This window comes from Luteimicrobium sp. NPDC057192 (assembly GCF_042670205.1).
Taxonomy (GTDB): Bacteria; Actinomycetota; Actinomycetes; order Actinomycetales; family Cellulomonadaceae; genus Luteimicrobium.
In genome coordinates this window covers 11,738-36,340 of sequence record NZ_JBHUWD010000001.1, presented here as the reverse complement: position 1 = coordinate 36,340, position 24,603 = coordinate 11,738, and the positions used below count along the sequence as shown (strand labels likewise).

22 protein-coding genes are annotated in these 24,603 nt (G+C 74.0%); 17 read left to right on the top strand and 5 right to left on the bottom strand.

What is annotated here, in order from left to right:
* The first annotated feature begins 62 nt into the window (after positions 1–62).
* The 10 genes from hutH (at position 63) to ACFT5B_RS00140 (ending at position 11,294) form a co-directional block, all read left to right on the top strand.
* Positions 63–1,673 carry a histidine ammonia-lyase gene (gene hutH / locus ACFT5B_RS00185; protein ID WP_386795951.1) on the top strand — a complete coding sequence of 537 codons (1,611 nt, stop codon included), beginning with the start codon at positions 63–65 and terminating at the stop codon, positions 1,671–1,673.
* Positions 1,670–3,322 (top strand): urocanate hydratase, encoded by a 1,653-nt coding sequence (hutU, locus tag ACFT5B_RS00180; RefSeq protein ID WP_386795950.1) that lies wholly within the window; start codon positions 1,670–1,672, stop codon positions 3,320–3,322. Before hutH ends, hutU begins: the two co-directional genes overlap by 4 nt.
* A 4-nt stretch (positions 3,323–3,326) precedes the next feature.
* A complete protein-coding gene (locus ACFT5B_RS00175) occupies positions 3,327–4,577 on the top strand; it encodes an allantoate amidohydrolase (RefSeq protein ID WP_386795949.1) in 1,251 nt (416 codons plus the stop codon).
* Entirely contained in the window at positions 4,574–5,713 is a 1,140-nt protein-coding gene (locus tag ACFT5B_RS00170) for a formimidoylglutamate deiminase (protein WP_386795948.1), read from the top strand. Before ACFT5B_RS00175 ends, ACFT5B_RS00170 begins: the two co-directional genes overlap by 4 nt.
* Entirely contained in the window at positions 5,710–6,858 is a 1,149-nt protein-coding gene (gene hutI, locus ACFT5B_RS00165; protein WP_386795947.1) for an imidazolonepropionase, read from the top strand. Before ACFT5B_RS00170 ends, hutI begins: the two co-directional genes overlap by 4 nt.
* Before the next feature lie 133 nt (positions 6,859–6,991).
* Complete coding sequence (locus ACFT5B_RS00160; RefSeq protein WP_386795946.1) at positions 6,992–7,288, top strand: DUF4287 domain-containing protein; 297 nt, start codon at positions 6,992–6,994, stop codon at positions 7,286–7,288.
* Positions 7,289–7,379: 91 nt separating this feature from the next.
* Entirely contained in the window at positions 7,380–9,455 is a 2,076-nt protein-coding gene (locus ACFT5B_RS00155) for a HelD family protein (protein ID WP_386795945.1), read from the top strand.
* A gap of 269 nt (positions 9,456–9,724) precedes the next feature.
* Positions 9,725–10,081, top strand: a complete 357-nt coding sequence (locus ACFT5B_RS00150; RefSeq protein ID WP_386795944.1) for a CHY zinc finger protein — start codon at positions 9,725–9,727, stop codon at positions 10,079–10,081.
* Between the two features lie 28 nt (positions 10,082–10,109).
* Positions 10,110–10,553, top strand: a complete 444-nt coding sequence (locus ACFT5B_RS00145) for a pyridoxamine 5'-phosphate oxidase family protein (RefSeq protein WP_386795943.1) — start codon at positions 10,110–10,112, stop codon at positions 10,551–10,553.
* Positions 10,554–10,697: 144 nt separating this feature from the next.
* Positions 10,698–11,294 (top strand): DUF4304 domain-containing protein, encoded by a 597-nt coding sequence (locus ACFT5B_RS00140; RefSeq protein WP_386795942.1) that lies wholly within the window; start codon positions 10,698–10,700, stop codon positions 11,292–11,294.
* Between the two features lie 88 nt (positions 11,295–11,382).
* On the opposite strand, the gene ACFT5B_RS00135 is transcribed toward ACFT5B_RS00140, so the two are convergent.
* Entirely contained in the window at positions 11,383–12,234 is an 852-nt protein-coding gene (locus tag ACFT5B_RS00135) for an SDR family oxidoreductase (RefSeq protein WP_386795941.1), read from the bottom strand.
* Positions 12,235–12,315: 81 nt separating this feature from the next.
* On the opposite strand from ACFT5B_RS00135, the gene ACFT5B_RS00130 reads away from it, so the two are divergent.
* Positions 12,316–13,242, top strand: coding sequence for a sigma-70 family RNA polymerase sigma factor (locus tag ACFT5B_RS00130; protein WP_386795940.1), 927 nt, complete (start codon positions 12,316–12,318; stop codon positions 13,240–13,242).
* A 112-nt stretch (positions 13,243–13,354) separates the two neighbouring features.
* Here the strand turns inward: ACFT5B_RS00130 and ACFT5B_RS00125 are convergent, their stop codons facing one another.
* The 3 genes from ACFT5B_RS00125 to ACFT5B_RS00115 all read right to left on the bottom strand — a co-directional run bounded on the left by ACFT5B_RS00125 (position 13,355) and on the right by ACFT5B_RS00115 (position 19,260).
* Positions 13,355–14,155, bottom strand: coding sequence for an SDR family NAD(P)-dependent oxidoreductase (locus tag ACFT5B_RS00125; RefSeq protein WP_386795939.1), 801 nt, complete (start codon positions 14,153–14,155; stop codon positions 13,355–13,357).
* 101 nt (positions 14,156–14,256) lie between these two features.
* On the bottom strand, positions 14,257–17,784 hold the full coding sequence (locus tag ACFT5B_RS00120) for an endo-1,4-beta-xylanase (RefSeq protein WP_386795938.1): 3,528 nt from the start codon (positions 17,782–17,784) through the stop codon (positions 14,257–14,259).
* Positions 17,785–17,907: 123 nt separating this feature from the next.
* Positions 17,908–19,260, bottom strand: a complete 1,353-nt coding sequence (locus tag ACFT5B_RS00115) for an MFS transporter (protein WP_386795937.1) — start codon at positions 19,258–19,260, stop codon at positions 17,908–17,910.
* Positions 19,261–19,407: 147 nt separating this feature from the next.
* On the opposite strand from ACFT5B_RS00115, the gene ACFT5B_RS00110 reads away from it, so the two are divergent.
* The 4 genes from ACFT5B_RS00110 to ACFT5B_RS00095 are packed head-to-tail and all read left to right on the top strand — an operon-like array spanning position 19,408 to position 21,699.
* A complete protein-coding gene (locus tag ACFT5B_RS00110) occupies positions 19,408–19,902 on the top strand; it encodes a hypothetical protein (RefSeq protein ID WP_386795936.1) in 495 nt (164 codons plus the stop codon).
* A 43-nt stretch (positions 19,903–19,945) separates the two neighbouring features.
* Positions 19,946–20,542, top strand: coding sequence for a molybdopterin-dependent oxidoreductase (locus ACFT5B_RS00105; protein ID WP_386795935.1), 597 nt, complete (start codon positions 19,946–19,948; stop codon positions 20,540–20,542).
* A 2-nt stretch (positions 20,543–20,544) separates the two neighbouring features.
* Positions 20,545–21,366, top strand: coding sequence for a ferredoxin reductase (locus ACFT5B_RS00100; RefSeq protein ID WP_386795934.1), 822 nt, complete (start codon positions 20,545–20,547; stop codon positions 21,364–21,366).
* A 24-nt stretch (positions 21,367–21,390) separates the two neighbouring features.
* Positions 21,391–21,699 (top strand): DUF6510 family protein, encoded by a 309-nt coding sequence (locus tag ACFT5B_RS00095; RefSeq protein WP_386795933.1) that lies wholly within the window; start codon positions 21,391–21,393, stop codon positions 21,697–21,699.
* A 70-nt stretch (positions 21,700–21,769) separates the two neighbouring features.
* Here ACFT5B_RS00095 and ACFT5B_RS00090 read toward each other — a convergent pair whose 3' ends face one another.
* Positions 21,770–22,666, bottom strand: coding sequence for a LysR family transcriptional regulator (locus ACFT5B_RS00090; protein ID WP_386795932.1), 897 nt, complete (start codon positions 22,664–22,666; stop codon positions 21,770–21,772).
* Positions 22,667–22,742: 76 nt separating this feature from the next.
* On the opposite strand from ACFT5B_RS00090, the gene ACFT5B_RS00085 reads away from it, so the two are divergent.
* Together ACFT5B_RS00085 and ACFT5B_RS00080 are read left to right on the top strand one after the other, a co-directional pair.
* On the top strand, positions 22,743–23,612 hold the full coding sequence (locus ACFT5B_RS00085) for an aldo/keto reductase (protein WP_386795931.1): 870 nt from the start codon (positions 22,743–22,745) through the stop codon (positions 23,610–23,612).
* 47 nt (positions 23,613–23,659) lie between these two features.
* Positions 23,660–24,592 (top strand): aldo/keto reductase family oxidoreductase, encoded by a 933-nt coding sequence (locus tag ACFT5B_RS00080; protein WP_386795930.1) that lies wholly within the window; start codon positions 23,660–23,662, stop codon positions 24,590–24,592.
* Positions 24,593–24,603: the final 11 nt, after the last annotated feature.

Sequence of the window (24,603 nt, the reverse complement as noted above, 5' to 3'; positions counted from 1 at the left end):
CCGAGACTTGATCACTCTCCGATGCCTGGGATCCGCACGCTTCCGCGCGTTTCCATGGTGCTGTGGAAACCGTTGCTACCCGGACCGTGCTCGTCGGCACGGGCCCTCTCGATCCCGCCGACGTGGTCGCCGTCGCCCGTGAGGGCGTCCCCGTCGCCCTCGCCCCCGACGCCCGTGAGGCGGTCGCGGCCTCACGCGCCGTCGTCGACCGCCTGGCGGCGAGCGACGAGCCCGTCTACGGCGTCTCGACCGGGTTCGGCGCCCTCGCAACCCGGCACATCGCGCCCGCCGACCGCGCCCGGCTGCAGCGCAGCCTCATCCGCTCGCACGCGGCTGGTACGGGGCCGCGCGTCGAGGACGAGGTCGTCCGCGCGCTCATGCTCCTCCGGCTCTCGACGCTCGCGACCGGCCGCACCGGCGTCCGGCTCGAGACTGCCGACGCGTACGCCGCCCTGCTCAGCAGCGGCCTCGTGCCCGTCGTCCACGAGCACGGCAGCCTGGGCTGCTCGGGCGACCTCGCGCCCCTCGCGCACTGCGCGCTCGCGCTGATGGGGGAGGGGGACGTCGTCGACGACGGCGTCCTCCGCCCCGCGGCGGAGGCTCTCGCCGACCACGGCCTGGTGCCCGTCGAGCTCGCCGAGAAGGAGGGCCTGGCCCTCATCAACGGGACCGACGGCATGCTCGGGATGCTCCTCCTCGCGCTGCACGACCTCGACCGGCTCGCCGACACCGCCGACCTCGCCGCGGCCCTTTCCGTGGAGGGCCAGCTCGGCACGGACCGCGTCTTCGCCGCCGACCTCCAGGCGCTGCGGCCCCAGGCCGGCCAATCAGTCTCGGCCGCCCACCTGCGCGCACTGCTCGCCGGGTCGCCGATTGTCGCGAGCCACCGCCACGGCGACGGCGTCGTGCAGGACGCCTACTCGCTCCGGTGCTCCCCGCAGGTCGCGGGCGGCCTCCGCGACACCATCGCGCACGCGCGCTCGGTCGCCGGCCGCGAGCTCGAAGCCGCCATCGACAACCCGTCCGTCCTCCCCGACGGCCGCGTCGAGTCGCACGGCAACTTCCACGGCGCCCCGCTCGCCTATGTGCTGGACTTCCTCGCGATCCCCGTCGCCGACGTCGCCAGCATGAGCGAGCGCCGGACCGACCGTTTCCTCGACGTCGCGCGCAACCGCGGGCTGCCGCCCTTCCTCGCCGACGACCCCGGCGTCGACTCCGGCCTCATGATCGCCCAGTACACGCAGGCCGCGATCGTGTCCGAGCTCAAGCGCCTCGCCGTCCCCGCGAGCGTCGACTCGATCCCGTCGAGCGCGCTCCAGGAGGACCACGTTTCGATGGGGTGGTCCGCGGCGCGCAAGCTGCGCCGCGCCGTCGACGGGCTCACCCGGGTCCTCGCGATCGAGATCCTCACCGCCGCCCGCGGGATCGAGCTGCGATCCCCGCTGCGGCCCGGCCGCGCGACGGGCGCCGCGATCGCGCGGCTACGCCAGGTGGCCCTCGGACCCGGTCCCGACCGCTTCCTCGCCCCCGAGATCGACGCCACGACCGATCTCGTCCGCTCGGGCGAGCTCGTCGCCGCCGCATTCGCGGCCGCCGGCCTCCCGACGGCGGCCGCAGCACCCACCGGACCAGCACCCACGGGAAACCCGACCGGAACGGAGCACACCTCATGACGCACCCGCCCGTCCGCGCCCCGCGCGGCACCACGCTGTCCGCCAAGTCCTGGCAGACCGAGGCGCCGCTCCGCATGCTCATGAACAACCTCGACCCCGAGGTCGCGGAGCGCCCCGAGGACCTCGTCGTCTACGGCGGGACCGGCCGCGCCGCGCGCAGCTGGGAGGCGTTCGACGCGATCGTCCGCACCCTGCGCACCCTCGACGACGACGAGACCCTCCTGGTGCAGTCCGGCAAGCCGGTCGGCGTCTTCCGGACGCACGCCTGGGCGCCGCGCGTCCTCATCGCGAACTCGAACCTCGTGGGCGACTGGGCGACCTGGCCCGAGTTCCGCCGACTCGAGGCCGAGGGCCTCACGATGTACGGGCAGATGACGGCCGGGTCGTGGATCTACATCGGCACCCAGGGAATCCTCCAGGGCACCTACGAGACGTTCGGCGCCGTCGCGCGCAAGCGGTTCGGCGGCAGCCTCGCCGGGACGCTGACCCTCACCGCCGGGTGCGGCGGCATGGGCGGCGCGCAGCCGCTCGCGGTCACCATGAACGGCGGCGTCGTGCTGATCGTCGACGTCGACGAGGCCCGCCTGCGCCGCCGCGTCGAGCACGGCTACCTCGACGGCGCCACGGACTCCTACGACGACGCCGTCGCCCAGGTGCTCCGGGCCAAGGCGGAGGGACGTGCGCTGTCGGTCGGGCTCGTCGGGAACGCGGCCGAGGTCTTCCCGCGGGCGCTCGCGGACGGGCTCCCGATCGACGTCGTCACGGACCAGACCAGCGCCCACGACCCCCTCGCCTACCTGCCCGTGGGCACCAAGGTCGAGGAGTGGAAGGACGAGGCCTCGCGCGACCCCGAGGCCTTCACCGAGCGCGCGCGGGCGTCGATGGCCCGGCACGTCGCCGCGATGGTCGGGTTCCAGGACGCGGGTGCCGAGGTCTTCGACTACGGCAACTCGATCCGGGAGGAGGCGCGGCTCGGCGGGTACGACCGGGCGTTCGCGTTCCCCGGGTTCGTCCCCGCGTACATCCGGCCGCTGTTCTGCGAGGGCAAGGGCCCGTTCCGGTGGGCCGCGCTCTCGGGCGACCCCGCGGACATCGCCGCGACGGACCGCGCGATCCTCGACCTCTTCCCGGACGACGAGCACCTGTGCCGCTGGATCACGCAGGCCGGGGAGAAGGTCCACTTCGAGGGCCTGCCGGCCCGGATCTGCTGGCTCGGCTACCAGGAGCGGCACCTCGCTGGGCTGCGGTTCAACGAGATGGTGGCGTCGGGCGAGCTGTCCGCGCCCGTCGTGATCGGCCGCGACCACCTCGACTCCGGCTCCGTCGCCTCCCCGTACCGCGAGACCGAGGCCATGGCCGACGGCTCCGACGCGATCGCCGACTGGCCGCTCCTCAACGCGCTCCTCAACACCGCGTCGGGCGCGACCTGGGTGTCGATCCACCACGGCGGCGGCGTCGGGATCGGGCGGTCCATCCACGCCGGCCAGGTGATCGTCGCCGACGGCACCGACCTCGCGGCCGAGAAGATCGCGCGCGTGCTCGTCAACGACCCCGGCACCGGGGTGATGCGTCACGTCGACGCCGGGTACGAGCGGGCGGTGGAGGTCGCGCGCGAGCGCGGGCTCCGCGTCCCGATGACGGAGGGCTGAGCCCGTGGCGACCCGCCCGGAACCCGCGACCCGCCCGGAACCCGCGATCCGCCCGGCCCCGGCGACCGCCACGGCGTTGCTCGACGGCATCGCCGACGTCGGCCGCGCCCGCTCCGGCGGGTACCGGCGGTTCGCGTGGACCACCGAGGACCTCACGCTCCGCGACTGGTTCGACGGCCAGGCCGCCGCGCGCGGGCTCGAGGTCGTCGAGGACGGCAACGGGAACCGGCTCGCCGTCTGGGGTCGCTGGTCGGGCAGCCCCGGCGACGACGCGCTCCTCATCGGCTCGCACCTCGACTCCGTGCCCGACGGCGGCGCGTTCGACGGTCCGCTCGGCGTCGCGTCGTCGTTCGCGGCGGTCGACCGGCTCCGGGCCGCCGGGTTCGAGCCCGCCCGGCCGGTGGTCATCGGGAGCTTCGCCGACGAGGAGGGTGCGCGATTCGGCGTCGCCTGCCTCGGGTCGCGCCTCGCCAGCGGCGCGACCACGCCCGAGCGGGCCCTCGCCCTCCGCGACGACGACGGCACCACCCTCGCCGACGCCATGCGCGCCCAGGGCCGCGACCCCCGCGCCGCCGGACCCGCCGACTGGCTGGCCGGCGTCGGGCAGTTCGTCGAGCTGCACGTCGAGCAGGGCCGCGGGCTCGTCCACGACGACGCGGCCGTCGGCGTCGCGACCGCGATCTGGCCGCACGGCCGCTGGCGCCTCGACTTCTGCGGCGAGGCCAACCACGCCGGCGCGACCCCCATGGGCGACCGCTTGGACCCCATGCTCACGTACGCGGCGACGGCGCTCGCGGCCCGACGCCTCGCGGGCGACGCGCGCGCGACCTTCGGCCGCCTCGCGGTCGCGCCCAACGGGACGAACGCGATCCCGTCGCGCGTCACGGCCTGGCTCGACGCCCGCGCCGCGGACGAGGGCGAGCTCGAGCGGCTCGTCGAGGGGATCGTGGCGTCGGCCCGGTCCGCGGCGGCCGACGACGGCACGACCGTCGACGCGTCGGCCGAGTCCGTCACGGGTGCCGTGACGTTCGACGTCCCGCTCCGGGACCGGCTCGCCGGGCTCCTCGACGCGCCCGTCCTGCCGACGGGCGCCGGCCACGACGCTGGGATCCTGGCCGCGCGCCTCCCCACCGCGATGCTGTTCGTCCGCAACCCGACCGGCGTCTCCCACGCGCCGTCCGAGCACGCCGACGCCGCCGACTGCGAGGCGGGCGTCGAGGCGCTCGCCGCTGTGGTCCGGGAGCTGGCCGGATGAAGCACGCCGCCTTCGCGAACTGCCACAGCCACGTGTTCCACCGCGCGCTGCGCGGGCGCGAGGTCGGCGGCGACACGTTCTGGGCCTGGCGCGACCGCATGTACGCGGTCGCGGGCGTCCTCGATCCGGACCTCCTGCACGCCCTCGCCCGCGCGACCTACGCCGAGATGCGCCTCGCGGGCATCGGCGCGGTCGGCGAGTTCCACTACGTGCACCACGCCCCCGGCGGCACGCCCTACGCGGACCGGCACGCGATGGCCGACGCGCTCGTCGACGCCGCCCACGACGTCGGCATGCGGCTCTGCCTGCTCGACACCTGCTACCTGCGCGCCGGCTTCGACGACGAGCCGCTCCACCCCGTGCAGCGCCGGTTCTCCGACGGCACCGTCGACGCCTGGGCGGAGCGGACCCGGGACCTGGCGGCGCGGTACGCGGAGGCGGGCGCCGTCGTCGTGGGGGCGGCGATCCATTCCGTGCGGGCCGTGCCCGAGGCCGACCTGGCCACGGTCGCGGGGGCGCTGTCCGACGCGCCCCTGCACGTCCACGTGTCCGAACAGCCCGCCGAGAACGCCGCGTGCCTCGCGGCCACGGGCCGCACGCCCGTCGCGCTGCTGGCGGACGCGGGCGTCTGGTCCCCGCGCACCACCGCCGTCCACGCCACACACCTCACGCCCGACGACGTCGCGACCCTGGGCGCGTCCGGTGCCACGGTCTGCCTGTGCCCGACGACGGAGGCCGAGCTCGCGGACGGGATCGGCCCGAGCGTCGCGCTGCGGGACGCAGGGGTGCGGGCCACGCTGGGGTCGGACAGCAACACGGTCATCGACCCGTTCGTGGAGGCGCGTTCGGTGGAGCTGCACGAGAGGCTGGCGAGCGGGCGCCGCGGGTCGTGGTCGGCGGACGCGCTGCGCCGCGCGGCGACGACCGACGGGTACGCCTCGCTGGGCTTCGACCCCGTGCTCGCGGCGGGCGCCGACGCGTTCGAGCTCGCCACGGGCTCCGTCCGGACCGCGGGCGCGACCGAGCCGCTGTGGGCCGCGACCGCCACCGACGTCGTCCCGCCGCCGGACCTCGACCCGGGCCGCGTGGCCGCCGACCTGGCCGCCGCGGTCGACGCGATCTGGGAGCGCGTGTGACCGCGCGCCTCGTGACCGGGATCGGTGAGCTCACCACCTGGGACGCCGAGCGGCCCGTGCTCGCGGGCGCGGCGTTCGTCGTCGAGGACGGACGGATCGCCTGGTGGGGCGCGGCCGCGGACGCTCCCGACGCGGACGAGCGCGACGACGTCGGCGGCGCCGCAGTGATCCCCGGCTTCGTCGACTCGCACACGCACCTCGTGTTCGCGGGGGACAGGTCCGCCGAGTTCGAGGCCCGCATGGCCGGCGAGCCGTACCGGGCGGGCGGCATCCGCACGACGGTCGACGCGACCCGCGCGGCCGCCGACCACGAGCTCGACGCCGGCGTCCGGCGGCACCTGTCCGAGATGCACCGCCAGGGCACGACGACCGTCGAGATCAAGAGCGGCTACGGCCTCACGGTCCACGACGAGGAGCGCGCCCTCCGGATCGCGCGCCGCCACACCGACGAGACCACGTACCTCGGGGCGCACGTCGTGCCGTCGGGGAGCGACGTGGCCGAGTACGTCGACCTCGTCACCGGCCCGATGCTCGACGCGTGCGCGCCGCACGCCCGCTGGGTCGACGTGTTCTGCGAGAAGGGCGCGTTCGACGCGGACGCCGCGCGCGCCGTCCTGCGGGCCGGGATCGCCACAGGTCTCGCGCCGCGCGTCCACGCGAACCAGCTCGGGTACGGGCCGGGGGTGCAGGTCGCGTGCGAGGTCGGGGCCGCGTCCGCCGACCACTGCACCTACCTCACCGACGCGGACGTCGACGCGCTCGCCTCCAGCGGGACCGTCGCCGGGCTGCTCCCGGGCGTCGAGTTCTCGAGCCGCGCGCCCTACCCCGACGCGCGCCGCCTGGTGGACGCCGGCGTCACCGTCGCGCTCGCGACCGACTGCAACCCGGGCAGCAGCTACACGTCGTCGATGCCGTTCGTGGTCGCGCTCGGCGTGCGCGAGCTGCGGCTGACGCCGCGCGAGGCGCTCTGGTCCGCGACGGCCGGGGGAGCGGCGTCCTTGCGCCGGGACGACGTCGGGCACCTGCGCGTCGGCGCGCGCGCGGACTACGCGGTGCTCGACGCGCCGTCGGCCGTGCACCTCGCCTACCGGCCGGGCGTACCGCTGGTGCGGGAGACCGTCGTCGGAGGTCGGCCGGTCGCGTAGCGCTCCGTCGTCGAGAAGGCACGGCCTCGAGCCGGCACGTCGTCGCAGCGATGAGTTGAGGCGACGACGCAGGTCGGACCAGGTGAAGCGGCGACGCGCACCGCGTGGCCCGACCCGAGCAGAGGATCCACCCATGTCATTCCAGGCCTACCTCGACGCCGTCGAGACGAAGACCGGCAAGACGCCTCGCGAGATCGTCGACGAGGCGATCGCGCGCGGCTACGACGACCCGTCCGTGAAGGCCGGCGTCGTCCTCGAGTGGCTCAAGGAAGAGTACGACCTGGGCCGCGGGCACGGGATGGCGATCGTCCACGTCGTGAAGAACGGCCCGACGATCAGCGCCAAGCACGTCGGGACGTCGGGCTCGCACGCCGACGCGTCCGAGACCCTCTGGCTCGACGGGAAGGCGACCGACCCGGCCCGCTCCTGACCGTCACGAGGCCACAGAATCCGCCGAAGATCAACGTTGTCTTTCCCCCGGGCGCAGTCCATGGTGGACCTTCCGCGACGGAAGACGGGGCATGGGCGAACAGTTCGGCAGGGTCGGGCAGGTAGCGGAGGAGCAGCGGTCGATCGACGCGATGTACGCGCGTCTCGACGCGGAGGTGGGTGCGAAGCTCGCGGCGCAGGAGCGCGCGATGGCCGCGTCGGTCGGGGAGAGGAGCGACCTCTACGCGAGGGACCTGGAGGTCGCGCAGCTTGCGGGGAGCGTCGGACGGCTGCGGGCGGCGGAGCAGTCGCTGTGCTTCGGGCGCATCGACGGCGCGGGCGGTTCGTGGCACGTCGGACGGGTCGGGCTGCGCACGGAGTCCGGTGAGGTGCTGCTGGTCGACTGGCGGGCCGACGCCGCGCGGCCCTTCTATGCGGCGACCCTCGCGGCGCCGCTCGGGGTGCGGAGGCGTCGGCACCTGCGCCTCGACGGGCGCACGGTCGTCGAGCTCACCGACGAGGTCCTCGACGGCACCGCACCCACCGAGGCGGACGTCGTCGGCGACGGGCCGCTCGTCTCCGCGCTGAGCGCCGCCCGGACGGGCCGCATGAACGAGGCGGCGGCGACGCTCCAGGCCGAGCAGGACGCGATCGTCCGGTCTCCCCACCGGGGCGTCATGGTCGTCGACGGCGGGCCCGGGACGGGCAAGACGATCGTCGCCCTGCACCGGGCGGCGTACGTCCTCTACGCGTTCCCCTCCATCGCGGACCGCGGTGTGCTCGTGTTCGGGCCGAACCAGCGGTTCCTCACCTACATCGCCGACGTGCTGCCCTCGCTCGGCGAGAACGACGTACGGCTCGCGACCATGCCGGACGTCGTCGGCGTCGAGGCAACCCGTGACGAGCCCGACCGGGTCGCGCGGCTCAAGGGGCGCGCTGCCTGCGCCGACGGCCTGGCGCGCTGGGTGCAGCGGCACGAGCCGGACGGCGTCCCGCTCGAGCTGACGGCCACCGGGGAGACGGTCGTCCTCGACGCCGCCCTCGTCGACGTCGCACGGCGCCGCGCGCTCGAGGGCGGGGTAGGGCACAACCGCGCCCGCGCGCGGTTCGTCGAGCACGTCGTCGACGACCTGGTGAACGAGCTTGAGCGGCGCACCGCGCAGGAGGTCACCGACTTCGAGGACGAGCTCGAGGCGCTGGGCATCGACCTCGACCGCATCGCGGGGAAGGACTCCCGGCACGACGCCCCCGCGGACGGCTTGGGCATCGACTGGGACGCGATCCGCGACCAGCTCCTCGACGACCCGGCCGTCGACCGGGCGATCGATCAGGTCTGGCCGCGGCTCCGCGCGGCCGACGTCGTCCGCGGCTTCCTGGGCGACCCGGCCGCGCTGGCGGCGGCCCTCCCCGGCACCCCCGACGACGTCGCCCTGCTGGCCGCGAGCGCCGGCGAGGGCTGGAGCAGCGCCGACCTCGCGCTCCTGGACGAGGCCCGCGCGCTCGTCGACGGGCTGCCCGAGGCCGTCTACGGGCACGTCGTCGTCGACGAGGCGCAGCTGCTCTCGGAGATGCAGTGGCGGGCGTTGGTGCGCCGCTGCCCGGGCCGTTCCATGACGATCGTGGGCGACCTCGCCCAGGCGGGCCCGACGACGACCGTCCGCTCCTGGGACGAGCTCAGCGCGTTCGTGGGCGACGGGTTCGCGCACCACAGGCTCACGATCAACTACCGCACCACCGCGGAGATCCTGGAGTCGACCGAGCCGCTCCTCGCCGAGATCGCCCCGGACCAGCGGCTCTCTCGGTCCCTCCGGCACGGCGAGCGGCCGCGCGTCCTGACCGTCCCCGCCGACGACGTCGGGGCCCGGCTCTCCGAGCTCGTCGCCGAGCTCGCGGTGGAGCGGCCGGGCGAGCTGGTCGGCGTCGTCGTCGCGGCCGGTCGTGCGCGGGCCGTGGAGACCGCGCTGGAGGGGACCGGCACCACCGTCGTCCCCGCGCCCGACGCCCGCGGACTGGAGTTCGACACGGTCGTCATCGTCGACCCGGCCGGCATCCGCGCGGCCGGCGACGCGGGTCTGCGCGACCTCTACGTCGCCCAGACCCGCGCCACCAAGCACCTGGTCAGCCTGGAGCTCGCCGGCGCGCCCCAGGAGGGCAGCGGAGCGACGTGACCGGGGCCGGCCCGGCCGGGACGCCTGCTCGACGGCGTCGTCCGTGCGCGGACGACGCTGGGCGCCCGGTCTCAGGGATCAGCCCGGAGTCGGTGAGCGGTTCGCCGATCTGCGTGCCGTCGAGCCGACGCAGCAGGCGCTCGCGACGAGCGTCGGATCGGGACGTCCTCGACCGGGTCGCTCCGGTGGTGCGCGCTCCCTGGGTCCTTGGTGGACGGAGCCCTGCGCTCGCCCCGCTCTCGACGTGAGGTCGGGTAGCGTCGGTCGGCATGGCGGAAGCACGTAGGCACGCGGGCGTGGCGCGGGTCCCGCTGCCGCCCGTGCGTGGGGCCGTCGTCGACGACGAGACCCGCTGCATCCACTGGTCGTCGCCGCTCGACGTCGTCGCGCTGCGGTTCTGGTGCTGCGCCGTCTGGTACCCGTGCTTCGAGTGCCACGAGGACGACGCCGACCACCCCGCCCGGCCCCGGCCGCGGTCCGCGTGGGACGAGCCGTCCGCCCTGTGCGGGGTCTGCGGGCACGTCATGACGACGCCCGAGTACCGCGCGTCCGACGCCTGCTCCCGGTGCGCCGCGCCTTTCAACCCGGGCTGCCGCACGCACGCCCACCTCTACTTCGCCGACTGACGTCGTCCCTTCGTCTTCAAGGAGCCCCATGACCGTCCCTGCCCCGCGCCCGCGCGACGTCCGCCGCGCCGACACCCTCGCCCGGTTCGCGCGCGACGTCGACTGCTGGGTCTCCAGCGCCTCCCCCGACGGCGCCCCGTACCTCACCCCGCTGTCCTACCTGTGGGACGGCGAGACGTTCCTGCTGTCCACGGTGGCGTCGTCGCCGACGGCGCAGAACCTCGTCCGGTCCGGGAGCGTGCGGCTCGCGTTCGGCGCCACGCGGGACGTGGTGCTCGTCGGTGGCGAGGTGAGCCCGGTCGTGCCCGACGACGCCACCGCTGCCGCGTTCGCTTCCGCCACCGGGTTCGACCCCCGCGAGGAGCCGCAGGAGTACGCGTACCTCGCCGTCCGGCCCGTGACCGTGCAGGCGTGGCGCGAGGCGAACGAGCTCGCCGGGCGAACTCTCATGAAGGAAGGCCGCTGGCTCTAGCCGGGTGCGTTCACGCCGAGTACGAGCGTGGTCACCGAGGACGCGGGCCCGCCGCTCGTCCTCGACGGAAAGCCTCGTACTCGGCAGCGCCCGCGGGTTGAGCCGCCGTCGGCGGGCGTCGGCGGGTCGGTGCATCATCGGCGCATGGAACCGACGCCGCCCACCGCGCAGGAGCACTTCCGGGCGATCCTCCGCGACCGGGTCGCGCCCGAGCTGCGGCGCCTCGGGCTCAGGGGGAGCGGGCAGGCGTACACGCTCCCCGACGACGACCACTTCGCGCAGATCGGGATCCAGAAGAGCGATTCCAGCTCGCGTGAGGCGGTCAAGTTCACGATGAACCTCTCGGTGGTGCCGAAGGCCGCGTGGGCTGAGCTCGCGAGGGAGCAGTCATGGCGTGGAGCCCGTCCCTCCGCGAACCAGCACGCGTCGACGCCGGGTGCCTGGCAGGTGAGAATCGGCCACCTGCTCCCACCGCGGGTCGATCAGTGGTGGACGGTGACTCGAGATGCCGACCCTCGGGCCGTCGCCGACGTGGTCGTCGACGCGATCCGGGACTACGGCCTCCCCGCGATGAGGTCCGCGATCGCCGGCCGAGCCGAGGAGGACGGCTACCCAGGGACCGTCCGCCCGTCCCCGCCGGGTGCTCCTGGGCTGGACCTGGCCGAGTTCGCGCGAGGTCTGTCCGCGGCGATGCCGGGCGCCGAGGTCGAGGTGGTCCGGGTCGGCGACGAGGACGACTGAGCGCCGAGCTCGAGCGTTCTTGCCGAGATCGAGGGTCAGAGCCTCGTACTCGACGGAAACGCTCGAGCTCGGCAGTCCGGACCGGCCGTCATGCCGCCGCGCGCTCGCTGGAGCGCTCGGCGAGGAAGTCCTCCCACGTGCGGGTGCCGGTCGCGTGCGCGGGGGTGAGGTTCGCGCCCGCACGGTAGGCCGCGGCCGCCTTGCCGGGGTTGTGCATCGGGAGGACGATGCGGTGCCGCCCGGTCGCGTGCAGGTAGCCGCGGACCAGCTCGGTCATCGGGTAGGTGGCCGGGCCGCCCAGCTCGTCGACGAGGCCCTGCGGCTCGCCGAGTGCGAGCTCGGTGAGGCGGTCGGCGACGTCGCGCGCGTCGACGGGCTGGAAGCTCACGCCCGCGAACACGGGGACGACGGGCATCTTCCCGAGCTGGTCGGTGAGGTCGACGACGAAGTCGTGGAACTGGGTCGCACGCAGGATCGTCCAGGGCAGCCCCGACGAGGTCACGATGTCCTCCGAGAGGCGCTTCGCCTCGAAGTAGCCGAACTGCGCCCGGTCGATCCGCGACTGGACGGGGATCCTGTCGACCCCGACCACCGAGATGTGGACGAGGTGCTCGACCCCGGCGTCGACGGCCGCGTCGACGAGCGTGCGCGTCTTGGCGTCGTCCCCGGTGGCGCTGCCGGCGCAGTGCACGACGACGCCCACCCCCGCGAGTGCCGCGGCGACGCCCTCGCCGTTGGCCAGGTCGCCCGCGACGTACTCGACCCCCGCCGGGCGGGAGCCCTGCTGGCCGGGAGCGGCGTCGTCGTCGGGCAGGTGACGGGCCAGGACGCGGACGGGACGGCCGGCGGCTCGGAGCCGCTCGACGACGAGCCTGCCCAGCGTGCCGGTGCCGCCGGTGACGAGGACTGTGGGACGGTCGGTGGAGCCGGTGCGGGTCATGACGATCTCCTTCGGTGGGCTGTCACACCGCGTTGCTGCGGCGTGTCAGGGTCCTGACACGCGAGAGAGAAGGAACGTGACATGACGACCAGCACCGACCTGCTCAACCGGTTCGAGGAGCAGCGTCCCCGCCTGCGGGCGGTGGCGTTCCGCCTGCTCGGCTCGCTCCCCGACGCTGACGACGCCCTGCAGGACGCGTGGCTCCGGGTCGCGGGCACGAGCCCCGCGGACGGCTCGGACGGCCCGGTCACGGACGACGAGGCGAGGGAGATCACCAACGTCGACGGGTGGCTCACGACGGTGGTGACGCGGGTCTGCCTCAACGCGCTGCGCTCCCGGCGGACGCGTCGTGAGGACCCGTTCGAGGTGCACGTCCCCGAGCCGATCGTCGAGCCCGCGTCGGGTCAGGACCCCGAGCACGAGGCGGTCCTCGCGGACCATGTCGGGCTGGCGCTGCTGGTCGTGCTCGAGACGCTCGGGCCCGCGGAGCGGCTGGCGTTCGTCCTGCACGACATGTTCGCCGTGCCGTTCGACGAGATCGCGACGATGCTCGACCGCTCGCCCGAGGCGGTGCGACAGCTCGCGAGCCGCGCGCGCCGGCGCGTCCAGCAGCGCCCGACCGAGCCCGACCCCGACCTCCGCGCCCAGCGTCAGGTCGTCGACGCGTTCTTCGCGGCCGCGCGCGGGGGCGACCTCGACGGACTCATGGCGATCCTGCACCCGGACGTCGTCCTCACGTCCGACGGCGGCCGTGCGCGTCCGGCGATGTCGATGGTCCTGCGGGGGCCCGCCGAGGTCACGAGCCAGGCCGTCATCGCGGCGGCGAGCATGCCGCAGCTCCCGTACCCCGCGCTGGTCAACGGCGCTGCGGGCGTCGTCGTGGCACCGCAGTCGACGGCGCAGTTCGTCATGGCGTTCACCGTCGTGGACGGGCGGATCGTCGCGATCGACGTCCTCGCCGACCCGGAGCGTCTGGAGGGGATCGACGTCGAGGCGCTCCGCGGTTGACTCGCGCCGACGCCCTCCGCGTCGAGATCGAGCGGTTCTCGCCGAGATCGAGGGACGGAGGCTCGATCTCGACGGAAAACCCTCGATCTCGGCGAGGTGCCACGCCGCCGAGTCAGGCGCCGCCCGCCCCCTTGCCGCCGTCGACGCGGAGCACGGTCCCCGTGATGTACGACGCGGCGGGGGAGGCGAGCCACACGACGGCGTCGGCGACCTCGTCGGCGGTGCCCATCCGCCGGAGCGGCACGAAGCTGCCGACGCGCGCCCGTACCTCGGGGGGCTGCGCCATGATCGGCCCGGACTCGATGGGTCCGGGCGCGACGGCGTTCACGCGGATGCCGCGCGCGGCGTAGTCGATCGCGGCGGTCTTCGTCAGCCCGACGACGCCGTGCTTGGCCGCGACGTACGCGGACATCCCGGGCGCACCCGCGACGCCCGCGGACGACGCCACGTTGACGATCGCGCCGCCGTCCGCGAGGACTGCGAGCTCGGCCCGCATGGCGACGACGACGCCCCGCAGGCTCACGGCGAGCACGCGGTCGACCTCGTCGAGCGGCAGGTCGCCGAGCGGCGTCGGGCGGTGCGAGACCCCGACGTTGTTGACCGCGACGGACAGCCCGTCGGGTCCTGCGGCACCGCGGACGGCGTCGCGGACCGCGTCGTCGTCGCGGACGTCCAGCGCGACCGCCACGACCTGACCCGGAGCACCGCCCGGACCGCCGGCCGCCGACAGGGACGACCGCAACGCCTCGAGCGCATCGCCGTCCCGCGCGGCGAGCGTCACGCGTGCCCCGGCCTCGACGAGCCGCCGCGCGACGGCGTTCCCGATGAGCCCGTTCGCCCCGACGACGACGGCGCACGCCCCCGCGAGGTCTCGCGCCGGCGCGGAGGTGCCCGGCATGCCACCGGCGGTCATGTCTCCAGCCTCCCGCGGTCGTCGTCCGGACGCACCACGGCCCCCGCAGACGCACCTGCGGGGGCCGTGGCTCGGAAAGGGTCTCGGTCAGTGCACCACCGTCACTGCCCCTTGCCGTTCTTGACGACGGTCAGCGTGGCGGCGTCCGAGGTCACGGACCCCGCCTCGTTGGTGAAGACCGCGCGGTAGCGGGCGCCGTCGACGGGCGGGACGGCGTGGACGCGGAGCGTCTCCCCGTGCTCGCCGGCGAGGGTCGTCCAGCTCTTCGAGCCCGGCGCGAGCTGCTGCCAGGTGATCGTGGGCGCTGGGGTTCCCGTCGCGCTGGCGGTGAAGGTCACGTACTTGCCGACCCGCCCGTCCGCGTCGTCGGGCTGCGTCGTCACGACCGGTGCGACGACGCTCGGCGCGGCCGGCACGAGCTCCGCGACACCCCAGCGGGCGGTGGTCTGGTACGCGGTGCCGGTCGGCTCGGCCCAGGCGAAGTTGGCCGTGCGTGCCCCCGCGGTGCCGTCGTTGACCGAGTAGTCGAGACCCTGGAACGTGTGCGCTCCGGCGGCGTCGCCGAGGTCGATCCGCGCCTCGACGACGTACCCGGTGGCGGTCCGCGCGGTCGCGCTCGTGAGCCGCGCGGCCTGAGCGGCCTCGTCGCCCGTCCCGAACGACACCACGTTGTCGACGTTGATGCGCATCTGCGCGTCCTCGCCGACGTACGAGGCGCTCTTCGCATTGCCCGGGTCGGTGAAGATCTCCACCGAGTCCTGCTCGTACGCGTTGGGCGACGAGACGTCGATCGTCGGGTCCGTGACCTCCGCGAGCACGTACAGGTAGTGGTCCTTCCAGAGCTGGTGGACGGTCGCCTGCGCGCCGTCCGCCGCACCGGAGATCCGCTTGCTCGTGGTCACCGTCGACGCCGTGTCCCAGACCGTGTCCACCGTGCCGTCGATCGTCGGGGCCGTGGCGGCCTCCGGGACGGTCGTGAAGGACAGCGGCTCGACGAGCGTGAGCGACCCCAGCGTGCCGGGCGTGTTCCACCCGGTCGTCGTGGTGCCGTCGGTGACGGTCACGTCGAACCCGGGCGTGCTCGACGACGTCAGCGCCGGGTCCGCGGGCAGGTTGACGACGGCCTCCCAGCCGGTCGAGATCGAGGAGACCGCCGCGGTGACCCCGGTCCCGGTGACCGTGCCGTCGCGCCCGACGGTCACCGTCGCCTTGCTCGCGCCCGAGGCGTTCGCGGCCCACGTGAACGTCGCCTTGTCGCCGGCGTCGACGGTCGCGTCCTTCGACGACACGTACGCCGTGAGGTGGTCGCCGGACCAGCGGAGCTGGAAGCCCGCGTCGTCGCCCACGAGGTGCAGCGGCAGCCGGTCCCACTGGCTGTCGGTGGCCGCCTGCGGGTCGGTCGCGTCGACGTCGTCGGCGGCCTGCTGGAACACCACGGCCGAGAGCGCCTTGGCGGGCAGGTCCTGGTCGGTCACGCCGTAGTAGGCGGGCTTGGCCTGGAGGTCGTCGTCGAACAGGAGTGGGGCGCCCGAGTCGGCGCGCCAGCTCTGTCCGTCGAGGAGACCCCAGACGGTCGCCGAGAAGATGTCGGCACCGTCCGCGGCCTCGGACCGCAGCATGTCGAAGATGCCCTTGTAGTAGTAGCCCTGGTCCACGAGCTTGGCCTGCGTGACGGGGGTTCCCGTCGGCACGTCGAGCTCGGTGACCGCCTCGTACAGGGGGTGGCCGTTCGGGCTCTCGAGCCCCTTGAACGCCTCGATCGCGTCCTTCAGCGTGGAGACGGGCGTCGCCATCGTCACGTGGAACTGGTGCCCGACGCCGTCCACGGGGACGTCGTGGGCGATCAGCCGGTTCACGAGGTTCAGCAGGCGCTCGCGCTTGCCCGTCTGCTCCGTGTTGTAGTCGTTGATGAACAGCGAGACCGGGCGGTCGGCGCCGTCGGCGGCGTAGGTGTGGTTGAACGCCTGGTCGGCGTCCTTGAACGCGTCCTCGATGTACGACTCGCCGAGGAGCTTGTACCAGTGGCTCTGGCGCGGGCCCTCGGGGTCGCCGGCGTTGTCGGACACGACCTCGTTGACCACGTCGAACGACACGAGCGGGTTGGTCGACGAGCCGAACTTCCCGAACTTGTCGCTGAGGTACCGCGCGACGTCGTCGATGTGGGTCTTCAGCCGGTCGCGCATGAGCTGCTGGTTGGCGGCGAGCTGGTCGCCGGTGGCGTCCTCGAGCCAGTTCCCGGCGTCGTCCTGGAAGAACCAGTCGGGCGTCTGCTGGTACCAGACGAGCGTGTGCCCGTAGACGCGCGTGCCGTTCTGCTGCGCGAACTGCATGAGCGCGTCGGCGTCGGCGTTGGTGGTGACGAAGTGGTGGTCTGCGTCGTACCAGCCCTCGGGCTTCATCGTGTTCTCGGGGGTCACCTGGTCGAAGTGCTTGGCCAGGAGCTCGCCGGCCCCGCCGCCGAGCTGGGCGCTCGAGACCGCCGCGCCCACGGGGAACGGCAGCGTGTCCTTGATCGGCGTGATGTCCTGGATGGGCTGGGCCGCGGGCGCGGTGACGGTGAGGTCGTCGAGCAGCAGGTCGGACGTGTTGCCCGCCGACCCGTCCGAGTAGTACTTCGTCTCGACGTAGAGCAGCGCCGAGTCGCTCGTCGCGGGCATCGTGAACTTCTGGGTCACGTGCGTCCAGCCGCTGTTCGAGATCCCGGTGAACTGGCCGAGCGTCGAGTACGTGGTCGACCCGTCGACGGTGTTGGCGATGCTCAGCCAGACGTCGTCGGTCGGCTGCCCGTCGGCGAAGCGGACCCAGCCGCCCAGCTCGTAGGTGGCGCCCGGCTCGAGCAGGCACGTCACGTCGTGGCCGACGCCCTGGCCCTGGGTCTGGCGGCCGGTCACCGCGAGCGCGTGGTCGCTGTCGTGGCCGCCGTCCGCGACCGCGACGGTCGCCGTGCCGTGGCCGTCGTCGCGCGCGGTCCACCCGTCGGTGGAGCCGTCCTCGAAGCCCGAGCTGATGACGGTGTCCGACGTGGGGTAGGTGCAGCCATCGTCCCCACCACCGCTTCCCCCGGGGCCGGTGATGGTGAGGTCGTCGACGAGGAGGTCGGCGTAGGGGCCCGAGCCCGCGCCGTCGTCGAGGTACATCGTGGCCTTGGCCGCGCCGGCCGCGAGCGTGTAGGTGCCGGTGACCGTCGTCCAGGCGTCGGCGGCGAGCTCCTTCGCGCCCGACACCCACGTGTAGCTCCCGTCGTCGACGGTGAAGTGGACGCTGTCGGCGGGCTGCGCGGCGTCGGCGAGGCGAGCCTCGAACGTCACCGTGTAGGCGACGCCGGGCGTGAGGATCTTCGTCAGGTCGACCGCGACGCCGTCGTAGCCGGCCGTGCGGTTCGTGAGCTCGAGCGACTTGCCGCTGCCGTCCGGGCTGTCGACGACGGCGAGCTTCGCCCCGCCGTGCTGGGTCCAGGGGGCGACGGTGCCGTCGTCGAAGGTGGTGCTGAGGACGGGCGCCGGGTCGGCGTCCGCCGCGTGGGCGGGGACGGCGAGCGCCCCGAGCCCGAGTGCCGCGGCCGCGACGGTTGCCGCCGCTCCGCGTCCGAAAGTTTCGACGGCTCTCCGTCGGCGACTGCGGATCTGCATGAACGCTCCCTTGCGTCTCATTGGCGCGGTGCTCCGTCGGCGCCGCGCTTCTGGGTATGGTGACGCGCGCACGCCTCGAGCGCAAGGTTGCGCCATAAAACCGAAAGTTGCGGACGCTGCCGCTCAGGAGCGGTCGAGGGCCCCGGCGAGCGCGACCACGGCCAGGCCGAGGGCGCACGAGATCGCGAGCGCCGCCCGCACGCCGTGGACGAGACCGCCCGCGGCCAGCGCACCGAAGACCGCGACCCCGACGACGCTGCCCGTCTGGCGGGCGGTGTTGAGCGCCCCGGACGCCATGCCCGACCGGGCCGGCTCGACGCTGCCGAGGGCCTGCGTCGTCATCGCGGGGACGATCACGCCCAGTCCGAGGCCGAGCACGACGAGCTGGACCACCAGCGCTGCGTACGGCGTGCCGGCGGCGACGACGAGAAGCCCGGCGACGCTGACCGCGACGAGCGCGCCCCCGCCCGCGAGGACGCGACGCGCCCCGAGCGCAGCCGTCAGCCGACCGGCCGACAGGTTGCCGACGAGCACCGCCAGCGTCGTCGGTGCGAACGCGAGCCCGGTCTGCAGCACGGACAGCCCGCGCGCCTCCTGGAAATAGAGGCTCAGCACGAAGATGAGCCCGTAGAACGCCACGTTGATCACGAATCCGATGCCGACCGGCACGGCGAAGGAACGCACGCGGAACAGCGCCAGCGGAAGCATCGGGTCGGTCGCCCGGCGCTCGTTCCGGACGAACGCCGCCCCAGCGAGCGCGGCGAGCGCGTAGCTGCCGACCACGACAGGTTCGGTGAACGAGGTCCGTCCGCCCTCGATCGTCGCCGCGGACACGGCCACGAGCGTGACGAGGCCTGCCAGCTGCCCGTGCAGGTCGAGAGACCGCGTCGGGGTGCGTGTGGTCTCGGCGGCGTATCGCGTGGCGAGCACGATGCCGAGGAGGCCCAGCGGGAAGTTGATGAGGAACACCGCGCGCCAGCCGACGGTGGCCGTGAGCACGCCTCCGACGAGGGGGCCCGCCGACAGGGCGACGCTCGCGCCGGCAGCCCACAGGCCCACCGCTCGGGCGCGGTCGGCGGCGGCGGGGTACGCGTGGTTGAGCAGGGCGAGCGAGCACGGGACGAGCACGGCCGCGCCGACCCCTTGGACGGCGCGGGCCAGCACGAGCAGCCCGAGGCTCGGGGCGACGCCGCACCCGACCGACGCCAGCGTGAACAGCGCGAAGCCCGCCAGGAAGACGCGCTTGGCGCCGACCCTGTCCCCGAGCGAGCCGGCGCTGAGGATCAGCCCGGCGAACGTGATCGTGTACGCGTCGACGACCCATTGCAGGTCGCTCAAGGACCCGCCGAGGTCGGAGCCGATGGGCTCGATCGCGACGTTGACCACGCTGACGTCGAGCTGGACCACCGCGAAGCCGAGGCTCACGGCCACGAGCGCCCAGCTCGCCCGTGAACGGTCCGGCGTGGTGCCGCGCACGTCTCGCCCCCCTTGTCCGGCCGGTGCGTCGTGGTCCGTGCGGTGCGCCGGCACCGTCGCGCCGACACCGGACCCCGGCAGTCTACGAAGACCCGCCCACGTCAGCCCGGGCCGACGTCAAGGGGGCCGTCGTCGTACCCTGGCTCCATGGCCGCGGGCCCGGTGGAGCGATCGTTCTCGGTCACCCAGGTGCCCGAGATGCTCTACGGCGCCGTCGTCGCGGGTTCCGTGCTGGCCGTGGCGAGCGTCCACGCGCCGCAGGGCGACCGTGTCGTCGTGGTGACCGCCATCGTCGCCCTCGTGTACTGGCTGGCGCACGTCTACGTCGACGCGGTCGGCGGTCGGTTCACCGACCGTGAGCACTCGACGGGGCAGCGCGTGGTGCACGCCTTGGGCGAGAACTGGGCGGTCCTGATCGGTGCCGCCCCACCGATCGTCGTGCTGTTCCTCGCCCGCGCGCTCGGCGCCGACGGCGAGACCGCCGCCTGGATCGCGCTGTGGGTCACGGGCGGGCTGCTGGTCGCCGTCGGCGGGTTGGCTGCGTGGCGTGCCGGGGCCCGGGGCTGGTCGCTCGTGGGCGAGATCCTCGTCGGCGGGTGCTTCGGGCTGCTCGTCGTGGCCCTCAAGTACGCGCTGCACTGACGGCGGTCTGGCGGGTCGCGACCGCCGCCTCTACCGTGAACCCATGACCCTCACCCCGGGTTTCCAGGGACGACCGCGACCGACCGGCGTGGCGCTGCCGCCCGGCCAGTACCAGGTCACCGACTTCCCCGTGCTGTCCGCGGGCCCGACCCCGCGCGTGCCCCTCGAGTCGTGGGAGCTCGTCATCCGCAACGAGGACGGCGCCGACTGGCGCTGGTCCTGGGACGACCTCCAGCGCCTCCCGCAGGAGGACCCGCAGGTCGACCTGCACTGCGTGACCCGGTGGTCGAAGTTCGGGACGAGCTGGCGGGGCGTGAGCCTCGACGTGCTGCTCGCCGACGTGACGTCGAGCGCCCAGTACGCGCTCGTCGGCTGCTACGGCGGGTACACGACCAACCTGCCCGTCGCCGACCTCCTGGGCGGCAAGGCGTGGATCGCCCACACGTACGGCGGCGCCCCGCTGGCTCCCGTGCACGGCGGGCCGGCCCGCCTGCTGGTCCCGCACCTGTACCTGTGGAAGTCGGCGAAGTGGGTCCGCTCGATCCAGCTCCTGCGCGACGAGCAGCGGGGGTTCTGGGAGCAGCTCGGGTACCACGACTACGGCGACCCGTGGCGCGAGCAGCGCTACCAGGGGGACTGACCGTGACGTCGTCGGGCGGGGTGGAGCTGGGGACGGCGGGCACGCCCGCGCCCGCGCGCCTGGGGGAGCGGTTCGCGACGACGCGCGGCTGGCGGGTCGCGACGCTCGCCTCCGCGCACGCGGAGAGCGCGACCGCGCGGACGCTCGAGCTCGACGTCCCCGACTGGCCGGGCCACCTCGCGGGCCAGCACGTCGACCTGCGCCTCACCGCCGCCGACGGGTACACCGCCGAGCGCGCCTACTCGCTCTCGACCCCGCTCGACCCGGCCGCCCCGGAGCGGGTCGCGGTGACCGTCCAGAGGGTGCCGGGCGGCGAGGTCTCGCCCTACCTGGTCGACGGGTTCGAGCCGGGGCAGAGGATCGAGGTCCGCGGGCCGGTCGGGGGCTGGTTCGTGTGGGAGCCGGGGTTCGCCGACGCGGCGCCGGTCCTGCTGATCGCGGGCGGCTCGGGCATCGTGCCGCTCGTCGCGATGGTCCGCGCGCGCCGAGGTGCGGGGAACCGAACCCCGTTCCGGCTGCTCTGCTCGGTCCGCACCCCCGACGACGCGATGTTCACCGACGAGCTCACGGGTGTCCGTGGACGGGCCGACGGCGTCGAGGCCCAGGTCTTCTACACGCGCGCGGCCCCGCTCGACGCCGCGCGCGAGGCACGCCGGATCGGCCTGCAGGACGTCGCCGCGCACGGCTGGCCGCCCGAGCTGCGGCCGGTCTGCTACGTGTGCGGGCCGACGGGGTTCGTCGAGGCCGTGACGCGCATGCTGCTCGCGCTCGGGCACGACCCCGCCGCGATCCGCGCCGAGCGCTTCGGGCCCGCGGGCGACTGACCGGCGTCGACGGAAGGGATCACCATGACCCAGGACGGGACGCTCGTCGAGGAGCCCAGCCCCCTCGACCCGAGCGACGGGCACGTCGACGGGAACGCCGTCGCGGGGGCGCTCGCGGGCGTGTTCGTGCCCGAGATCACGACGGCGCTCGTCCGGTGCCGCGCGTGCGGGGACGCCGGCCCGTTCGCGGCGCTCATGGTCTGGGCGCACGGGCCGGGCGTCGTCGGGCGGTGCCCGTCGTGCGAGGCGGTGCTGCTCCGCTACGTCGCGACGCCCGGCGGGCAACGGATCGACCTCGGCGGGATCGCCGAGCTCGAGCTCGCGGACCGCTGAGAGTCCCGCAATCTGTCCAGTCGAAGTCCGGCAGCCTGTCCACCCTTCATGCTCTCGGCGCTCAGTGCCTCTATGCCGCGGCGACGACGGCCGGGCGGTCGAGGAGCTCCAGGAGCCGCGGCGCGAGCGCGACCGCATGGTCCGAGGTGCCCGTGACGGCCGAGACCTGCCAGCGGGGGGTCGTGTCGTCGGGCAGGCGCAGCACGGCGAGCCCCTCGGCCTGCGGCTTGGCGCCGATCTGGCGGGGGACGAGCGCGACCCCGAGGCCGCGGTGGACGAGGTCGAGCAGCGTGTGGATGTCGTTGACGGTGCACCGCACGCGGCGCCGCACCCCGTGGGACTCGCACGCTGCGTCGTTGAGCGGCCGCACCCCCCAGGACCGCTGGAAGTCGACGAAGTCCAGCCCGTCGAGGTCGGGCCAGTCGATGCGGCCGCGGGCCGCGAGCGGGTGGTCCGACGGCGCGAGCAGCACGATCGGCTCGCTCGCGATGGGCGTCCGCTCGAGCGCCCCGAGGTGGTCGGCCGTCGCGACGAACGCGACGTCGAGCTCGTCCGCGCGGAGCTGGGCGAGGAGGTCGTGCGAGCCGTCCTGCGTGAAGTGGATCTCGACGTGCGGGTAGCGCTCGTGGAAACGCTCGAGCAGCGCGGGCGGGTCGACGACCGCGAGGCACTGCTCGGCCCCGACCCGGACGGTCCCGGTCACCTGCCGCGTCACCCGCACGACGGCGTCGCGCGCCGCCGTCGACGCCGCGAGCATCGCGCGGGCGTGGGGGAGGAGAGCGAGGCCGGCGTCGGTGGGCTCGACCCGTCGCGTCGTGCGGGTGAAGAGCGGGGTGCCGAGCTCGTCCTCCAGGCTGCGGACGGCAGCGGAGAGCCCGGACTGCGAGACACCGCAGAGCGCGGCGGCCCGCGTGAACTGCTGCTCGTCGGCGAGCGCGACCAGGTACTCCATCTGCCGCAGATCCATTGATCGCCCCGTCTTCTGAATCGCATCACTGCTAGTTGTTGGACTTCTAGGTTACGCCGTCCGTAGGCTCGCGATCATGCAGCAGCGCACCATCGGACACCGCTCCGTCTCCGCGGTCGGCCTCGGCGGCATGCCCATGTCGATCGAGGGCCGTCCTGACGAGGACCGCGCGATCGCGACGATCCACGCCGCGCTCGACGCCGGCGTCACCTTCATCGACACCGCCGACTCCTACCACCGTGACGCGGACGAGATCGGCCACAACGAGGAGCTCGTCGCCCGGGCCCTGCGCACCCACGGTGGCGACACGTCCGCCGTCCTCGTCGCGACCAAGGGCGGGCACCTCCGCCCCGGCGACGGGAGCTGGACGCAGAACGGCGACCCCGCCTACCTCAAGGAGGCCGCCAAGGCGTCGGCGCGGCGGCTCGGCGTCGACGCCATCGGCCTCTACCAGTTCCACCGCCCCGACCCGGCCGTCCCCTACGCGGACTCGGTCGGCGCCCTGCGCGAGCTCCTGGACGAGGGCGTCATCGAGATGGCCGGAATCTCGAACGCGAACCCGGACCAGATCCGCGAGGCCAACGAGGTGCTCGGCGGTCGCCTGGTGTCGGTGCAGAACCAGTTCTCCCCGCGCTTCCGCTCGTCGCTGCCGGAGCTCGAGCTGTGCGCCGAGCTCGGGATCGCGTTCCTGCCGTGGAGTCCCCTCGGCGGCATCACGTTCGCGCGCGCGGGCGACCTCGACGACGCCTACGCTCCGTTCCAGGAGATCGCGGCCTCCCGCGGCGTCAGCCCGTTCCGGGTGGCGCTCGCCTGGGAGCTCGCGCTCGCGCCCGTCGTCGTGCCGATCCCCGGCGCCTCGCGTCCCGCGAGCATCCAGGACTCCGCCCAGGCCGCGGACCTCGTCCTCACGGCCGACGAGGTGGCGCGGCTGAGCGCCGCCGCCTGACCGCAGCCCCCGACCCCCCCACCCCGATCAGCGAGGATCCCCACCCCATGAAGACCTTCACCCTGCCCGGCACCGAGATCACGGCGCCGAACGTCGTCGCCGGCATGATGCGCATCGCCGACAAGACCGACGACGAGATCCGCACCCTCGTGCGCACCGCGCGCGACGCCGGCATCGACTTCTTCGACCACGCCGACATCTACGGTGGCGCGCTGCACCGCTGCGAGGAGCGGTTCGCCGAGGCGCTCGCGCTCACGCCGTCGGAGCGCGCCGAGATCGTCCTGCAGACCAAGTGCGGCATCGTCCCCGACGGGCCGTACTTCGACTTCTCGTACGAGCACATCGTCGAGTCGGCCGAGGGGTCGCTGCGCGCCCTGCAGACCGACTACATCGACATCCTGCTGCTGCACCGCCCCGACGCCCTCGTCGAGCCCGACGAGGTCGCCCGCGCATTCGACGAGCTCCACGCCGCGGGCAAGGTCAAGGCGTTCGGCGTCTCGAACCACACGCCGGGCCAGATCGACCTGCTGCGCCGCTCGGTGACGCAGCCGATCGTCGCGAACCAGGTCCAGCTGTCCGTCACGCACGCGCCGATCGTCGCGCAGGGCGTCGCCATGAACATGGGGGACCTCGACCAGTCGATCAGCCGCGACAACGGGATCGTCGACTACTGCCGCCTCCACGGGATCACCCTGCAGGCCTGGTCGCCGTTCCAGGCGCGCTTCTTCAACGGTGTGTTCCTGGGCTCGGAGGACTACCCCGAGCTCAACGCCGTGATCGACCGGCTGGCCGCGCAGTACGACGTCCCGGCCATCGCCATCGCGACCGCCTGGATCACCCGTCACCCCGCGCAGATGCAGGTCGTCCTCGGCACGACGACGCCGCAGCGCGTCGCCGACGCAGCACTCGGCTCCGAGATCCCGCTCACGCGCGCGGAGTGGTACGAGATGTTCCGCGCCGCGGGCCACACGGTTCCCTGACCTGGCGAGAC

Excerpts from the sequence above, each read along its gene's own strand:
- ACFT5B_RS00110 (WP_386795936.1), top strand. The coding sequence starts at position 19,408 with ATGGCCGCGGGCCCGGTGGAGCGATCGTTCTCGGTCACCCAGGTGCCC.
- ACFT5B_RS00125 (WP_386795939.1), bottom strand. The coding sequence starts at position 14,155 with ATGACCGCCGGTGGCATGCCGGGCACCTCCGCGCCGGCGCGAGACCTC.
- ACFT5B_RS00095 (WP_386795933.1), top strand. The coding sequence starts at position 21,391 with ATGACCCAGGACGGGACGCTCGTCGAGGAGCCCAGCCCCCTCGACCCG.
- ACFT5B_RS00080 (WP_386795930.1), top strand. The coding sequence starts at position 23,660 with ATGAAGACCTTCACCCTGCCCGGCACCGAGATCACGGCGCCGAACGTC.
- ACFT5B_RS00105 (WP_386795935.1), top strand. The coding sequence starts at position 19,946 with ATGACCCTCACCCCGGGTTTCCAGGGACGACCGCGACCGACCGGCGTG.
- ACFT5B_RS00170 (WP_386795948.1), top strand. The coding sequence starts at position 4,574 with ATGAAGCACGCCGCCTTCGCGAACTGCCACAGCCACGTGTTCCACCGC.
- ACFT5B_RS00140 (WP_386795942.1), top strand. The coding sequence starts at position 10,698 with ATGGAACCGACGCCGCCCACCGCGCAGGAGCACTTCCGGGCGATCCTC.
- ACFT5B_RS00145 (WP_386795943.1), top strand. The coding sequence starts at position 10,110 with ATGACCGTCCCTGCCCCGCGCCCGCGCGACGTCCGCCGCGCCGACACC.
- ACFT5B_RS00135 (WP_386795941.1), bottom strand. The coding sequence starts at position 12,234 with ATGACCCGCACCGGCTCCACCGACCGTCCCACAGTCCTCGTCACCGGC.
- ACFT5B_RS00130 (WP_386795940.1), top strand. The coding sequence starts at position 12,316 with ATGACGACCAGCACCGACCTGCTCAACCGGTTCGAGGAGCAGCGTCCC.
- ACFT5B_RS00085 (WP_386795931.1), top strand. The coding sequence starts at position 22,743 with ATGCAGCAGCGCACCATCGGACACCGCTCCGTCTCCGCGGTCGGCCTC.
- ACFT5B_RS00150 (WP_386795944.1), top strand. The coding sequence starts at position 9,725 with ATGGCGGAAGCACGTAGGCACGCGGGCGTGGCGCGGGTCCCGCTGCCG.
- ACFT5B_RS00155 (WP_386795945.1), top strand. The coding sequence starts at position 7,380 with ATGGGCGAACAGTTCGGCAGGGTCGGGCAGGTAGCGGAGGAGCAGCGG.
- hutU (WP_386795950.1), top strand. The coding sequence starts at position 1,670 with ATGACGCACCCGCCCGTCCGCGCCCCGCGCGGCACCACGCTGTCCGCC.
- ACFT5B_RS00090 (WP_386795932.1), bottom strand. The coding sequence starts at position 22,666 with ATGGATCTGCGGCAGATGGAGTACCTGGTCGCGCTCGCCGACGAGCAG.
- ACFT5B_RS00120 (WP_386795938.1), bottom strand. The coding sequence starts at position 17,784 with ATGCAGATCCGCAGTCGCCGACGGAGAGCCGTCGAAACTTTCGGACGC.
- ACFT5B_RS00160 (WP_386795946.1), top strand. The coding sequence starts at position 6,992 with ATGTCATTCCAGGCCTACCTCGACGCCGTCGAGACGAAGACCGGCAAG.